13 protein-coding genes are annotated in these 15,710 nt (G+C 31.6%); 5 read left to right on the plus strand and 8 right to left on the minus strand.

Annotation, left to right across the window (positions count from 1 at the left end; all coding sequences use genetic code 11):
• Positions 1-306: 306 nt before the first annotated feature.
• Entirely contained in the window at positions 307-1,098 is a 792-nt protein-coding gene (locus B0A57_RS07595; RefSeq protein ID WP_038466402.1) for a hypothetical protein, read from the minus strand.
• A 56-nt stretch (positions 1,099-1,154) separates the two neighbouring features.
• Positions 1,155-1,676: a DUF7935 family protein gene (locus B0A57_RS07600; protein WP_038466405.1), complete on the minus strand. Its 522-nt coding sequence runs from the start codon at positions 1,674-1,676 to the stop codon at positions 1,155-1,157.
• A gap of 162 nt (positions 1,677-1,838) precedes the next feature.
• Between B0A57_RS07600 and B0A57_RS07605 the strand changes: the two genes are divergently transcribed.
• On the plus strand, positions 1,839-4,172 hold the full coding sequence (locus B0A57_RS07605) for an ATP-dependent helicase (RefSeq protein ID WP_011963024.1): 2,334 nt from the start codon (positions 1,839-1,841) through the stop codon (positions 4,170-4,172).
• A gap of 144 nt (positions 4,173-4,316) precedes the next feature.
• Here B0A57_RS07605 and B0A57_RS07610 read toward each other — a convergent pair whose 3' ends face one another.
• Genes B0A57_RS07610 through B0A57_RS07625 form a run of 4 tightly spaced genes read right to left on the minus strand, consistent with a single transcriptional unit; the run spans position 4,317 to position 8,376 of the window.
• A complete protein-coding gene (locus B0A57_RS07610; RefSeq protein WP_052079095.1) occupies positions 4,317-5,186 on the minus strand; it encodes a hypothetical protein in 870 nt (289 codons plus the stop codon).
• Between the two features lie 10 nt (positions 5,187-5,196).
• Positions 5,197-5,826 (minus strand): hypothetical protein, encoded by a 630-nt coding sequence (locus tag B0A57_RS07615; protein WP_038466408.1) that lies wholly within the window; start codon positions 5,824-5,826, stop codon positions 5,197-5,199.
• Positions 5,827-7,011 (minus strand): hypothetical protein, encoded by a 1,185-nt coding sequence (locus B0A57_RS07620; RefSeq protein ID WP_038466411.1) that lies wholly within the window; start codon positions 7,009-7,011, stop codon positions 5,827-5,829. It lies immediately after the preceding gene.
• Positions 7,012-7,014: 3 nt separating this feature from the next.
• A complete protein-coding gene (locus B0A57_RS07625; RefSeq protein ID WP_038466414.1) occupies positions 7,015-8,376 on the minus strand; it encodes a phospholipase D-like domain-containing protein in 1,362 nt (453 codons plus the stop codon).
• 180 nt (positions 8,377-8,556) lie between these two features.
• Here B0A57_RS07625 and B0A57_RS07630 point away from each other — a divergent pair, with 180 nt between their 5' ends.
• The 3 genes from B0A57_RS07630 (at position 8,557) to B0A57_RS07640 (ending at position 12,469) form a co-directional block, all read left to right on the plus strand.
• The gene (locus B0A57_RS07630) at positions 8,557-9,177 is read left to right on the plus strand and encodes an L-threonylcarbamoyladenylate synthase (RefSeq protein WP_011963025.1); all 621 of its coding nucleotides are present in this window, start codon (positions 8,557-8,559) and stop codon (positions 9,175-9,177) included.
• A 110-nt stretch (positions 9,178-9,287) separates the two neighbouring features.
• On the plus strand, positions 9,288-11,348 hold the full coding sequence (locus B0A57_RS07635) for a S9 family peptidase (protein ID WP_011963026.1): 2,061 nt from the start codon (positions 9,288-9,290) through the stop codon (positions 11,346-11,348).
• A gap of 80 nt (positions 11,349-11,428) precedes the next feature.
• Positions 11,429-12,469 carry a PLP-dependent cysteine synthase family protein gene (locus tag B0A57_RS07640; RefSeq protein ID WP_034098105.1) on the plus strand — a complete coding sequence of 347 codons (1,041 nt, stop codon included), beginning with the start codon at positions 11,429-11,431 and terminating at the stop codon, positions 12,467-12,469.
• Positions 12,470-12,561: 92 nt separating this feature from the next.
• Here the strand turns inward: B0A57_RS07640 and B0A57_RS07645 are convergent, their stop codons facing one another.
• Positions 12,562-13,356, minus strand: coding sequence for an HNH endonuclease (locus tag B0A57_RS07645; RefSeq protein ID WP_011963028.1), 795 nt, complete (start codon positions 13,354-13,356; stop codon positions 12,562-12,564).
• A gap of 39 nt (positions 13,357-13,395) precedes the next feature.
• A protein-coding gene (gene prfB / locus B0A57_RS07650) for a peptide chain release factor 2 (protein WP_117386928.1) occupies positions 13,396-14,491 on the minus strand; the annotation gives its coding sequence in 2 pieces (ribosomal slippage) (positions 13,396-14,427 and positions 14,429-14,491; 1,095 coding nt in all).
• Positions 14,492-14,656: 165 nt separating this feature from the next.
• Here prfB and B0A57_RS07655 point away from each other — a divergent pair.
• Positions 14,657-15,682 carry a threonine aldolase family protein gene (locus tag B0A57_RS07655; RefSeq protein WP_034098087.1) on the plus strand — a complete coding sequence of 342 codons (1,026 nt, stop codon included), beginning with the start codon at positions 14,657-14,659 and terminating at the stop codon, positions 15,680-15,682.
• Positions 15,683-15,710 lie beyond the last annotated feature (28 nt).

Genomic DNA, 15,710 nt, shown 5'->3' on the forward strand with positions numbered 1-15,710 from the left:
TCTGTTGTGTTTTAAAATAGGGTTGCCTTGTTTTTTGTTAAAATTATTTCAAAAATACAAATTTTAATCTAAATATTGATTGTTTTTTTATAAAATACCTTTATTTTTTCGTAAATAATTAATGTTTCTGTTTGTTAATAGAGAATTCTAATTCACTTATTTTTCTGATAACGTTTGGCAGCTTCTCGTCAGGTGGGGTTAAGTATGCCTTAACTTTCGGGTTATTACTAATGTTTGCAAATACAAAACAAACATTAAATTATGCCTTTTACCCCACTTGCGAGAAACTGCGGTTGGCGGTAGTTTTTATTCATCACCAATTGTTTTTTTTCTCACTTTACACTTAAAATATAAGGAACCTGCCAGATTTAGAGTGTCCATATACTTTCCCCTATTATCATCTTCTTCTGCCCCAATTCTTCCGTAATTTTTTTCTCTGTAATAGTTTTTTGTTTTAAATGTTAAATAACCCAAAATGTTATCATCAATTAAAAAAGTTGGTTGTTTATCTAAAATAAGAGATTGCTCTTGATTTTCTACAAGTATGTTATCTACTAAACTGCTGTTTCTTAAGTCGCCTTTATAAATTGGTTGCTCATGAGTATCTTCCCAATAAGTACTCTTAAATTTATTTTTGGTTAAATCGATTGAAAATGAAAAGCCACCAAAAACCCAAATTCCCATTTTAACTCTTATGGTATCGCCACTCAAATAACAACTGCATTCTGTTGTTAAAGTATCAACTCCCTCTAAATACTTATTGTCTTTTTTATCGTTGATGAATAAATTCATATCATATCTACTTCTATTGTCTTTATATCTTTGATCTTTGATATTTTCATATTCAATAGATTCTTGTTTGTCTTTTTCTGAAATGCCTTTTATAAAAGCTGTTCCGTCTAACATACTTTGTAAACTTCTATTATGTGCCTTAAGTTTTAGTGTGTCAATACGAATTTCATTTTGTGTCATCTTTTCAAACTTGCCAATATTAGGAATAACTCCAATGTTATACTTGTTTTGTCCGTTACAACTTGTAAAACATAAAAAAAAGCTAACTATGACATAGGTGCTTTTAATTCTAAAAATATTTTCCATTCAGTTTTGTCTAATGTTGTTAATCTGTTTACGGTAGCTCAGAAAATTACCGCCAACTAAATAATTTGTCCTACTTCATCTTTCAAAAAAGACAAAGCAATTGTACTTGGAGATTGGCTGTCTAGTAAATCACTTAAAATAGATTCACGCAATTTGTTAGCAGAATCTACTTTGTCGCTCATATTAGTTTTGCGAATGTTTTGTATTGTTGTATTTTTTGCTGTTTGTATGATAGTCCAACATTCGTCAGTTAAATAAATTTGTTGGGTAATATTATGCTCATATTCTTGGTTAATATGTTCGATAATTAAGTTTTCATATTGGTATTTATCCGAAGAAAAAGGCGTAATTCTTATTAATAAATTAGACGGATTAATACGTTCTAAAAATAAGGCCATACGCTCGTAAGCTTGCAAACGCAAAGGCAATGAATCTTTTTGGTTTTCTTTTTGTAGCAACCAGCGGCGTGTGTTTTGCTGGTCTTTAAAATGAGCATTAAACAAATAATAAGCTACTGCTCCTGTAATTAATGAAGGTAATGTGTAAGCAAGTATTTCGAAAATTTTTGAGTTATCCATTTTTATTGATATTGTTATTTATTTTTAATAAGTAAAATTGATATTCTTTTGCAAATAAACTTAAAAAAATAATTGTAATACAACTTTTCTAAGCGTATTTTTGTTCTTCTTGAGAAAATCTTAGAAACTAAGTAACTTACAACCTTCGCCATTTTAAATATTATGCAAAAATACATCAGCCAACTTAACGAAGCACAACAAGCCCCTGTTTTACAAAAAGACGGACCAATGATTGTTATTGCTGGAGCAGGCTCAGGAAAAACACGTGTACTTACAGTAAGAATAGCTAATTTAATGAGTCAAAATGTTGATGCTTTTAATATTCTTGCACTCACATTTACCAATAAAGCAGCACGTGAAATGAAAAAACGTATTGCAGATATTGTAGGAAATGCCGAAGCTAAAAACCTCTGGATGGGAACTTTTCACTCCGTTTTTGCTCGAATTCTTCGTTCGGAGGCAGATAAATTGGGTTACCCTTCAAATTTTACCATTTATGATGCACAAGATTCCGTACGATTGCTAGGAGCGATCATCAAAGAAATGCAATTAGACAAAGATATTTACAAGCCAAAACAAGTCTTTAGTAAAATATCATCTTACAAAAATAGTTTAGTCACGGTAAAAGCCTATTTTAATAATCCAGAATTGCAAGAATCTGATGCGATGGCAAAAAAACCCCGCTTGGGCGAAATTTATCAGCAATATGTAGAAAGGTGTTTTAAAGCAGGTGCCATGGATTTTGATGATTTGTTGCTAAAAACCAACGAATTACTCACACGATTCCCTGAAGTTCTCCTGAAATATCAGGATCGTTTCCGATACATTTTAGTCGATGAGTACCAAGATACAAACCACTCACAGTATTTAATTGTTCGTGCCTTGTCCGATAGATTTCAAAATATTTGTGTCGTGGGCGACGATGCCCAAAGTATTTATGGTTTTCGTGGAGCCAACATTAACAATATTTTAAATTTTCAAAAAGATTACGAAAACGTAAAAATGTTTCGATTGGAACAAAATTATCGTTCGTCAAAAAATATTGTCGAAGCAGCGAATTCTGTTATCGATAAAAATAAAACAAAACTCGACAAAGTCGTCTGGACAGCCAACGATTTTGGTCAAAAAATAAAAGTAAACCGAAGCGTAACCGACAATGATGAAGGTCGTTTTGTAGCAGGAGAAATCTGGACACAAAAAATGACCAACCAAATGACAAACGGTCAGTTTGCTATCTTGTATCGTACCAATGCACAATCTCGTGCTATGGAAGACGCTTTAAGAAAACGTGACATTCCTTACAGAATTTATGGCGGATTATCCTTCTATCAGAGAAAAGAAATAAAAGATGTTTTGTGTTATTTGCGGTTGGTTATTAATCCAAAAGACGAAGAAGCACTCATTCGTGTTATTAATTATCCAGCACGAGGAATAGGAGATACGACCATCGAAAAACTAACCATTGCAGCCAATCATTACAAGCGTTCAATTTTTGAGGTAATGCAAGTTATTGATAAAATAGATTTAAAATTAAATTCTGGAACCAAAGCAAAATTACAAGATTTTGTAACAATGATAAAAAGTTTTCAGGCTATTAATGAAACTCAAGATGCTTTTTACCTTGCCGATCATGTAGCCAAAAAAACAGGATATATTCAAGAACTCAAAAAAGATGGCACGCCAGAGGGTATTGCCCGAATTGAAAATATAGAAGAATTACTAAACGGAATTAAGGATTTTACCGATGGCCAAGTAGAAGTAGATGGTGCTCGTGGTGCATTATCCGAATTTTTAGAAGATGTGGCACTAGCTACCGATCTAGACAAAGACACCTCCGATGATGATCGTGTTGCTCTAATGACCATTCACCTTGCAAAAGGTTTAGAATTTCCCACGGTTTTTGTTGTAGGTATGGAAGAAGATTTGTTTCCAAGCGCCATGAGTATGAGCACCAGAAGCGAACTCGAAGAAGAACGCCGATTGTTTTATGTAGCCTTAACCCGAGCAGAACACCAAGCGTATTTAACCTACGCACAATCTCGTTACCGCTGGGGAAAACTTACAGATAGCGAACCATCACGATTTATCGAAGAAATAAATGGCGAATATTTAGAGTATATCACACCGCCCGAAACAAATTATAGGTACAAACCACAAATAGATCATGATATTTTTGGTGACGTAGATAAATCGAAATTACGATTAGCAAAACCTATAACAGGTACGCCACCCAAATATATTGCAAACAACGAACCCAAATTAGATACAAATATTCGCAAGCTAAAACCTCTTTCGAATAACGCAGGATCTAGCAGCCCTAATTTATTTGACAACAAACTCGTTGCAGGAAATATAGTCATGCACGAACGTTTCGGAAAAGGAGAAATCTTAAACCTAGAAGGCGTTGGTGCCGACAAAAAAGCCGAAATTAAATTTGAAGTAGGCGGAATTAAAAAATTATTGTTGCGTTTTGCAAAGTTAGATGTAATGGGGTAAAAAAAGTTATTAGATAATAGAAAAAAGACTTTTGAAGTTTAAAGTGCATTTCTCTTTTTTGTATTTATTCTAGATTGCAAATCCGTTATATCGTTCACGAGAAGTTTAGCAAATATCCAAGCGAAGTGGATGCATTCAAAAAAATTAACTTAAAAACCTTAATTTATATGTAATATTATAAGATTTACAATTTGAACAAAATACATTTTTATTTTGTTCAAATTTCCCACCACAATCACAAGTTGCAGGTTTAGTATTTCTTTGAAAACTATGAAACTTACCACAAGATTGACATTGAAATCCATTGCTAAATCTTGAATTGGATAAAACTACTTCTGAATGTTTGCAATCTAAACAATTGAGTTCTCCAGTTCCAGCCATTTTAGAAAAAGTTAAATTATTATCCAATTCATTTTTTTCTTCAACCCATGTATTTATTTCTAAAGTGATTGGTGTCCAATTTAACTCTTCTTCAATTAATTTTCTGAAATTTGTTTGTATTTGAATTGGTGTTCTTCGAATATATTCTTCTGCTAAAACGCTTGTATTTTCTTTTAATTCTTTTAAATATTCAATTCTATTATCAGGTTGAATATTTCTAATAATTTCGCCTTTTTCATTTTTAATTTTCCAATTTTCTCCAAGATTTGTCCATATTACGGCAGTCATTCCATAATTCTCAATCCAATCTAAAATGGCTTGTTTGTGTTTAAAATCTTCGGGGAAAAAAGTGTTAGTTTCTTTTATATAAAATCCAATATTTTCAGAACCTTCTCTTTCAGATAAATTCTTTATCGCTTCATTTGTCTCTATATTATTAGACATTGCAAAATAAGTTTTTACATAAGTTCCCTTTTCTGTAATGACTAATGTTAGTCTACCATCTTTAGAAATTCTTGCAAATTCTATTGGTAAAATAGGACCGTCTTCCAGCCAACCAATTTCTGTAACATAGTTTAAATTTCTTGGATCCCATAATAATGAACCCCAACCAAGGATTGCTGTTGTTTGCATGATTTTATATTTATGACACTTTACAAATATGATTGAATTTTGCAATAAAATTTTCTCTTAATTCTACAGATGTAATTTTATCATTTTTTAGTATTAAATTCTTGTAGTTTTCAATTACAGTTTCAATATCCTTTTGAAAAATATCTCTATAAATTATTTTAGAATCTATTGATTTATCAACTCCGTATGCTCTAATTTTCCAACCATTTTTTGTTTGTGTTTCGTGTAAAAGTCCACATCTAACATATTTAAAAAACTCATCACCTCTAATATTTAATTCTATAAAAGGGTTTCTTTTATCAAAAAATGATTTAAAAATTTCTTGATTATTGAGTGCTTTATCATTTTTACCTAAAGCAATTTCATTTTTAAACCAACCATATGGATTAGTACTAAATATCCAACCATTAATAAAACTTTCAATAGTTTCAATAAGTGAACACTGCAAATTGACAACTGCGAAACCCTCACCAGTTTTCAAATCCATATTCAAAATAGCATTAATCGGATTAAGATAACGAGTTCTAATTCTTTCTTCAAAAAAATGAAAGGCTAAACCCCAATTTTCATCTTCTTCATTTTTTAATCTGACTGCTAATTCTTTCCAATCCTTTATTGTTAATTTACCTGCTATATCCATTTATGATTTATTTTCATTGTTTATAATATTTTCAAGAACTTCATTAATTAAAGCATCATCTATAAATGGTTTTAATACATCCCAAAACATAGTATATTCACAAAATTCAATTTTTTCAGAATATTTATGAAGTAGTTTAATTGACCATGGCATGCTAGGATTTCTAGCTAAATAATTAATATTCCATTTGTCTTCATATTTTTTAAATAGTTCAATTGACCAAGGTAGATTTTTATTCAAACTTAAATCATCCCAACTCCATTTATTTATAAATTTTTCTAATAATTTATCTGACCAAGAAAGCAAATTTTTGGAATCATGACTTAATACATACCAATTCAAAAATTCTTCATATTTCTTTAATAATTCATCAGTCCAGTTGATTTTTTCATTTTGACTGAATAAATCCCAATTCAAAAAATTTTTATATTTTTCAATCAAATCAAATGACCAATTTAAATGGATATTATTACTTAAAAACCTAAATAAATCTATTTTATTTCTAAAAATGTATTCAAGATATTCCTCTGTACATGGAAAAAATTTGTTCCTAAATAAATTATTAGCATTCCAAAGATCTCTATAACTTTGAAAAAAGGAAGGTGTAAAAGGTAAACTTTCATTAGAGCTCAAAGTATCCCAATCCCATTTATTCAAGTATCTATCAATAAGTACTTTTGACCAAGGTATTTTTATATTTTTACTTAATTCTTTCCAATCCCATAAATCATAAAACTTGTCAATAAGCTCCATAGACCAAGGCAATGATTCGTTATTGCTTAAGATTTTCCAAACTAATTTTTCTTTAAATTTTTCCAAAATCTCAAAATCCCATTTTATTATAGAATTTCGTTCTAAAATAAAAAACCAATTTTCAGTATCAAAACCATTTTTACCCCATTTTAAGTATTTTTCATATTTTGATATAAAATCAATCGTGAGTGGATTATTAAAACTAATCCAATACCAATCTAATTTATCAATATTTAAATCTACTAATTCATCATTTAAATTATAATTGGCAGAAACTAAATCAACAAATAATTTTGGATTCCTCTCAAAAATCTCCATCACCAATTGCCTATTGTTTTCTGCAATTAGTTTATTAGTTATAGAAATACTTGTGTTTACTTTTTGTACTAAATTATTTTGGTTAATAGGTATTAATTTGTTTTGGTCTTCCATAATTTAGCTTACAAGTTCGAGTGTTAAATTTTGTAATTCTTGCTCCAATTGGGTTTTGGTTTCTTTAAAATAAATATCCCAATTGGTTATATTATTTATCGTTGCAAAGGTTTCGCTTTCTTTTAGTGTGATGATGTCTTTTTCTAATTGTTTTAATTTTTGCTTTAGTTTGTGTAATGCAAAAATCAATTTTTCTTTTTCATTTATGCTATCCGTTTGTGAGACAAAAGATTTTCCTGTTTGTAAATCATTAAGAATTTGGTTTACTTTTTCAATATCATGTTCGTCATACGCTTTTTTAAGTGCAATAAAAATCAATTCGGCTTCGGCTTTTTGCTCTTCGCTTACTTTATCTGGGTGACAAAGTGTAGTGGCTTTTCTAAAATTCTTTTTTAATTCTAGTTTTTCTTCTTCATTTAGTTCAAACTGATGCTTCTCTTTTTCAGTCTCAAATTGGTCACTATAATTGTTATAATCTTCCTCAGCTTCGGCTTCTTTTTTATGATTTTTGTATTTAATTTTACGAAGTTTCAAAACTTCTAAAATTAAACTTCCCAATTCTAAAGTATGTTGGTGCTGAAAATCAGACAAAACTTTTTCTAATTCTATCTTCTCATTATCAAAAGCATTGATTTGGCTTTCTAATAATTTGATTTCTAATCTAATTCCTGCAATTTCTGGATCATTCCAAATAGCAAGTTGCTGATAAGTAAGAATGAATTTTTGAATTATAGAAATTGCAGTTGCAAATTCTTTTCTATTAATGGCTTCTATAATATCATTAATATCATTATTAAATTTATATTCAATAAGTTTTTGAGTTGTTTTTTTTACATCGTCAATATCTTCAAGTAGGATAAAATTCTTAATGATTTCAAGACGTTTTATTATTTTATCTAATGGAAAATCGATCTCAGTATCGGTTTCATTAGGATAATATTTTCTTTTAATTTGATTAAACTCTTTAACAAATTGTTCTGCTAGAGAAGTATCATTTGAGTTAATAACGATGTTTTCAAAATTACTTTCAGCTTTATAACTCCAATTATATGAGCCTGTGATAACTGTATTGTAATCTATTACACAAAACTTGTTGTGCATTAATTCAGTATCGCCATTTCCGATTTTATATACTTTGCCATTTGATTTTTCTAACAATTCAAAATCGATAGAGGAGTTTTCATTTATTTTATCATTTGAAATAATGATTTGAATAGTACATCCATTTTTAGATTTTATCAGAAGTTGTTCAAAGATGGATTTATTTGTAAACCAAGCTACAGCAATATAAATTGATTTGTTTGCTTTACAAATTTCCTCTATAATTCTACTAGCAATATCATCAAAAATAGCTTCTGTTTGCATAAAATATTTTAATTATTTTGAATTACGAATGTAATTATTAAATTCTCAAAAGATAGCGTTCCTCTTAGAATGTTTTAAAAAAAATAAGATGTTCATACTTCATAATTTTTTTAAATAGAATTTTAAAATAAAGTATCTTTGCTAATGGTTTAATTTTACTGTAATAAACTAAAAAAAAATATGAGTCAATTCATCAAAATATATCCAGACAATCCCAACGAAGCGGCTATCAAAAAAGTAGTGGATGTACTAAAAAATGGTGGTCTCATTATTTATCCAACCGATACCGTGTATGGTTTGGGTTGCGATATTACCAATACCAAAGCTTTAGAGCGCATTGCAAAAATAAAAGGCATTAAACTAGAAAAAGCCAATTTCTCCTTTGTTTGTCATGATTTGAGCAATATTTCCGATTACGTAAAACAAATAGATACGGCTACGTTTAAAATCTTAAAACGAGCTTTGCCCGGACCTTATACTTTTATTTTACCTGGAAATAATAATTTACCTAAAGAATTTAAAAAGAAAACGACAGTAGGAATTCGTGTTCCAGACAACAATATTGCATTAGAAATCGTAAAAATGTTAGGAAATCCTATCGTTTCTACTTCCATTCATGATGATGATGAGGTGATAGAATATACCACCGATCCTGAACTTATTTTCGAAAAATGGCAAAACCTTGTCGATTTGGTTATAGATGGTGGTTATGGCGATAATGTTGGTTCTACTATTATCGATTTATCTGGTCATGAACCAGAAGTTATTCGTGAAGGAAAAGGAAGTTTAGATATTTTGTAAAAATAATTCATCAATACAAATAGCTTCGAAATTTAAAATATATAAATTCGCAAATTTGTGGTAAAAAAAAAGTATTTCTACCTTATTTTTGTAATCAAACTCAATTTAAAATGTCTGAAAAAATAATAGCGCCTTTAGCAACTATAAAACCACATACTTTAGAAAAACACAAAGATATTCGCATAGACAATTATTATTGGCTTAACGATCGTGAAAACCCAGAAGTTATTGATTATTTGAACAAAGAAAACGAATATTATAACGAAATGACAGCCCATACAAAGGCATTTCAAACGGAATTATTCGAAGAAATGAAATCTAGAATTAAAGAAGATGACCAATCAGTTCCTTACTTATACAACGGTTATTACTATATTACTCGTTTCGAAAAAGGACAAAATTATCCAATATATTCTCGTAAAAAAGGAAATTTAGAAGCTAAAGAAGAAATATTGTTCGATTGTAACGAAATGGCCAAAGGGCAAACTTATTTTCAATTGGGCGGATTAAGCGTGAGTCCAGATAACAAATGGGCAATTTTTAGTTCAGATCTTGTAGGACGACGCATTTATACTATTGAGATAAAAAACTTAGAAACAAACAAAATTTTATCCGATAAGATAGAAAACACATCAGGATCGGCAGTTTGGGCAAATGACAATTTTACTATTTTTTATTCAACACAAGACTCTGTTACCTTACGTTCTGACAAAATTTTTAAACACAAATTAGGTTCAAATTCCTCTGAAGATGTTTTGGTATATTTCGAAAAAGACGAAACTTATAATGTAGATATTGCCAAATCTAAATCTAAAAAATACCTAGCAATAGAGTCTGGAAGTACGCTAACAACAGAATATCAGATTCTAGAAGCCGATAATCCTGACGGAAAATTTAGAATGTTTCAAAAACGAGTTCGTGGTTTAGAATACAGCATCAATCATTACGGGGATAGTTTTTATATTATGACCAATAAAGACGAAGCTGATAATTTTAAATTGATGAAAACCTTAGAAACAGCAACATCGAAAGAAAATTGGACCGAAGTAATAGCCCATAGAGATGCCGTTTTGTTAGAAGATATCGAAATCTTTAAAGACTATTTAGTTGTCGAAGAACGAGAAAATGGTTTGCACAAAATACGAATTATGCCCTGGAGCGGAAAAGGAGAATATTATTTACCTTTCGATAGCGAAACCTATTCGGCAGCAACAGGTGCTAATGTCGATTTTGATACCGAAATTCTTCGTTATGGGTATCAATCATTAACCACGCCATCGTCGGTTATCGATTTTAATATGAGAACCAAAACCAAAGATATTAAAAAAGAGCAAGAAGTTTTAGGAGGCAAATTCGATAAAAAAAATTATATTGAAAAAAGAGTTTGGGCTACAGCCAATGACGGAACAAAAATTCCTATTTCGATAATTCATCAAGTAGGAGTGAAGCTCGAGGGCAACAATCCGCTATTGCAATATGCTTACGGATCTTACGGATATTCGATGGATTGCACCTTTTCGACCACCAGATTATCACTTCTTGACCGTGGGTTTATTTTTGCCATTGCGCACATTCGTGGCGGAGAAGATTTGGGAAGACCTTGGTATGAAGACGGAAAATTATTAAAAAAGAAAAATACATTTACTGATTTTATAGATTGCTCAAAATATTTAATTTCAGAAAAATATACATCAGCCAAGCATTTATATGCCGAAGGGGGTTCTGCAGGAGGATTATTAATGGGCGCAGTAATAAATATGGCACCACTATTGTATAACGGTATCATAGCACAAGTTCCTTTTGTAGATGTAATTACCACAATGCTAGACGATTCTATCCCGTTAACAACAGGAGAATATGACGAATGGGGAAATCCGAACAAGAAAAAATATTACGATTATATGAAATCTTATTCGCCTTACGACAATATTGTAGCACAAAAATATCCAAATATGTTAGTAACCACAGGACTTCACGACTCGCAAGTACAATATTGGGAACCAGCAAAATGGGTAGCAAAATTAAGAACACTAAAAACAGACAATAATTTGCTTTACCTTGACACAAATATGGATGCAGGTCACGGTGGCGCATCGGGACGCTTCGAATCTCTTAAGGAAGTCGCAAAAGAATTTAGTTTTTTGTTAGATTTGGAAGGAATAAAAAGGTAAATTAAATATTTTTTATATAAATTTGCAAAGTATGCAGTTGTATAGATGTAAAAATGTATGATGCCTCGATTTATAATTATATGAAAGAAGATATAAAAGCTTATAATAACGTTTTAGAATTAATAGGAAATACACCACTTATTAAAATAGATAAAATTACCGAAGGCTTAAAAGGTAATTTTTACGCAAAAGTGGAAGCATTTAATCCAGGACATTCTACGAAAGACAGGATAGCGTTATATATTATCGAAGAAGCCGAAAAACAAGGAATATTAAAACCTGGAGATACTATTATCGAAACTACATCTGGTAATACAGGTTTTAGTTTAGCAATGGTTAGTATTATAAAAGGATATGATTGTATTTTCGCAATAAGTTCTAAATCCTCTGCAGACAAGATAGATATGTTGCGTAGCATGGGAGCAAAAGTATATGTTTGTCCAGCCCATGTGTCTGCTGATGATGAGCGTTCTTATTATAGTGTAGCCAAACGTTTACATGAAGAAATAAAAGGATCAGTATATATTAATCAGTATTTTAATCATTTAAATATTGAAGCACACTATAAATCTACAGGGCCTGAAATTTGGGAGCAAACAAACGGAAAAATTACACACCTAATTGCTTGCACAGGAACAGGAGGCACAATTTCAGGTATTGCAAAATTTTTAAAAGAAAAAAATCCAAACATTAGAATTTTAGGTGTAGATGCTTATGGTTCTGTTATAAAAAAATACCACGAAACCAAAGAGTTTGATAAAGATGAAATTTATCCTTATAGAATAGAAGGTTTGGGTAAAAACTTAATTCCGTCGGCTCTTGATTTTGATTTGATAGACAAGTTTGTTAAAGTTACCGATGAAGAAAGTGCACACATGACAAGAAACATTGCAAAAGTAGAGGGTCTTTTCGTAGGTTACACTTCGGGTGCGGTAGTGCAAGCAATAAAGCAATATGCCGAAGAAGGTGAGTTTGATGAAAAAAGTAATATAATTGCTATTTTTCCAGACCATGGTTCTCGTTATATGAGTAAAGTTTTTAATGAAGAATGGATGGAAGCTCAAGGTTTTTTTGACAGCGTAAATGAAGAAGAAATTCAGCAAATAGAATATATAAAATAATTTTATTGATGCTTTTGCAAAAGCAGATTTTAATATTTTTAGCACAATAGTATATAACAAAAAAGGTCTGAATTTTCAGACCTTTTTTGTTATTATAGCGCAGCAGGAACTTTACCCCAATTGATGCCTCTTTTTATTCTTAAAAGTTGTGTTTCTGTAACTTTAGTGCGTTTTGCTAATTCCCTTAGTGGTATGCCTTCGTTTATACGTTTTTTAAGAATCATAACTTGTTTTTCATCAAGTTTAGTATTGCCTCTATGTCCGCCATTAATTAAAACTTTTTCCTTGGCTTTTATGACAAATGGGCTGCTTCTTTGATGCAAACTACTTTCTTCTCTGGTCATCCATTTTAAATTAGAGTGATGGTTGTTTAGTTTGTCATAATCTATGTGGGCAACGAGATTTTTATCTTCAGGGGCAGGTTCTAAAAAATAAATAGCAACCAATCTGTGTATTAAAGCTGAAAAATTTCGTTTTCTTTTTTGTTCTCTTTTTTTGTAATTTTTTATATAATTAGTATTAATTGTTTTGAGCAATTCTTGGGTTTCTATAATTTTTTGGGCAAGGGTAGTATCTGGTTTTTCGGCTAAATTTATTGCTTCTGTCATAGATGCTATATCTAGTTTTAGGAACTTCATGCTGTTTCTAATAATTGTAAAATAAGCCTGATCTTTTTCTTGAATTGGTAAGATTGTTGTAAAATGAACTGATGGATAGCCTTGTGTTAATGTTTGGGTAATATTATAGTTAGTTCCTTTAAGGATATTAATTTTTTTGATGTTTCCGTGATTTGAAACATGCAATTCGTATTTTTCTGCAAAAGGTGATTTTAGTTCGACTTGTTTCCAGATTTCTTGGTCATAAAATCTTTTTATGTAATTTGTCATATAAAATTTTTTAGTTGACTTTTTTATTTTGCTAAATGATTAGGCTTCTTTTTGGCCCATTTTCATTAAATAGGCTTTTAGGAAGGCATCTATATTTCCGTTCATCACACTATCTACATCGCTAGTTTCGTGACCTGTTCGTACATCTTTTACTAATTTGTATGGTTGCATGACATAGTTTCGGATTTGCGAACCCCATTCTATTTTCATTTTTCCAGCTTCGATATCGTTGCGTTGCTCTTGTTGTTTTTTGAGCTCTATTTCATATAATTGGGAACGCAACATTTGCATTGCTCTATTTCTGTTGTCGTGTTGCGAACGTGTTTCTGAGCACTGAATTTGAATTCCTGTAGGCTTGTGTGTGAGCTGAACTTTTGTTTCTACTTTGTTTACGTTCTGACCACCTGCGCCACTGGAGCGGGCGGTTATAATCTCGATATCGGCAGGATTTATTTCTATTTCTATTGTGTCGTCTACTAGCGGATATACATAAACTGAGGCGAAGGAGGTGTGTCGTTTTGCGTTGCTATCGAACGGTGAGATTCGCACCAATCTGTGTACCCCGTTTTCTCCTTTTAGGTATCCGAAGGAATAATCGCCTTCAATTTCTAATGTTACGGTTTTAATTCCTGCGGCATCTCCTTTTTGAAAATTGAGTTCTTTTATTTTGTAGCCTTGATTTTGGGCCCACATTATATACATACGCATGAGCATTTCTGCCCAGTCGCAACTTTCTGTTCCGCCTGCGCCTGCTGTAATTTGTAAAACGGCACTCAAGGCATCGCCTTCGTCCGAGAGCATGTTTTTTAATTCGATTCCTTCAATATGGGTATTTGTTGCTTCGTATTGCTGGTCTAATTCTTGTTCGGAAAGTTCTCCTTCTTTATAGAAATCGTAGGCTAATTGCAATTCGTCGGTCATTTTGACTGCGGTGTTGTAATCTTCTACCCATTTTTTTTTTGATCGTAGGTTTTTTACAATGATTTGGGCTTCTTTTGCATTGTTCCAAAAGTTGGGGGCAAAGGTTTTTTCTTCTTCGTTTGTAATTTCTATTAGTTTTGCATCAACGTCAAAGATACCTCCTTAACGCACCAAGGCGCTCCACAATACCTTTTATTTGTTCGGTATTTGTCATAAATTTGTTTAATTTTGTATTAATAATAATGCTTCTTTTCTAGCCCCGATAGTAGTGAAAATCCTTTTTCTGGCTCCTTTAGCCAGGAAAAGATTGTAACGGATAGCGGGAATAGCTCCTAAAGAGGATTGATTGATTTGTAAAAATAAGAATTTTATCCGAAATATGGAAATAAATTTAGTTAGCGATACTGTTACCAAGCCTACGCAAGAGATGTTAGGTGTTATGTTTGGTGCTAAAGTGGGTGATGATGTGTATAAGCAAGACCCAACGGTTGTTGCTTTAGAGTGGAAAATTGCCAAGATGTTTGGTATGCAGGCGGCTTTGTTTTTTCCTTCGGGTACTATGGCTAATCAGACTGCTATAAAGTTGCATACTAATCCGGGTGATCAGATTATTTGCGATAAGTGGTCGCATATTTATCATTATGAGGGTGGTGGGGCTTCTTTTAATAGTGGGGTTTCTTGTAGTCTTGTAGATGGAAATCGTGGTATGATTACGGCCAATTTGGTTAAAAATGCCATAAATGATCCTGATTTTTATCATGCGCCACTTACTAGTTTGGTGAGTATTGAGAATACGACTAATAAGGGGGGGGGGGCTTGTTATGATTTAGAGCCGCTTCGGGAAATAAAGCAAGTTTGTGCCGATCATAATTTGAAATATCATCTGGATGGTGCGAGATTATGGAATGCTTTGGTTGCAAAGAGGCAATCGCCAAGTCAGTTTGGCGATTTGTTTGATACTATTTCGGTTTGCTTGTCTAAGGGGTTGGGTGCACCAATTGGTTCTGTTTTGGTTTCTGATGCGAAAACTATTGCTAGAGCACTTAGAATTCGTAAAATTTTTGGTGGTGGTATGCGACAAGCAGGATATTTAGCTGCTGCGGGAATTTATGCTTTAGATAATCATATAGAGCGTTTGGCAGATGACCATCGTAGGGCAAGAGAAATTGCACAGGTTTTGCAAAGTTTACCTTGGATAGCGCATATAGAACCTGTGGAGACTAATATTATAATATTTTCTATTCAAACTTATCTAGATGAGAAAGTGATTATCGAAAAACTAAGGGAAAAAGGAATTTCTATTAGCTCTATGGGCTACGGAAAAATGCGTATTGTGACTCATTTAGATTACCGTGAGGTCATGCACGGTTATGTATTGGAGACTTTTTTTAGATTGAAAGTATAAATATATAATTGCTAATGATAAAAGTGTA

This window comes from Flavobacterium psychrophilum DSM 3660 = ATCC 49418, assembly GCF_002217405.1.
Classification (GTDB): domain Bacteria; phylum Bacteroidota; class Bacteroidia; order Flavobacteriales; family Flavobacteriaceae; genus Flavobacterium; species Flavobacterium psychrophilum.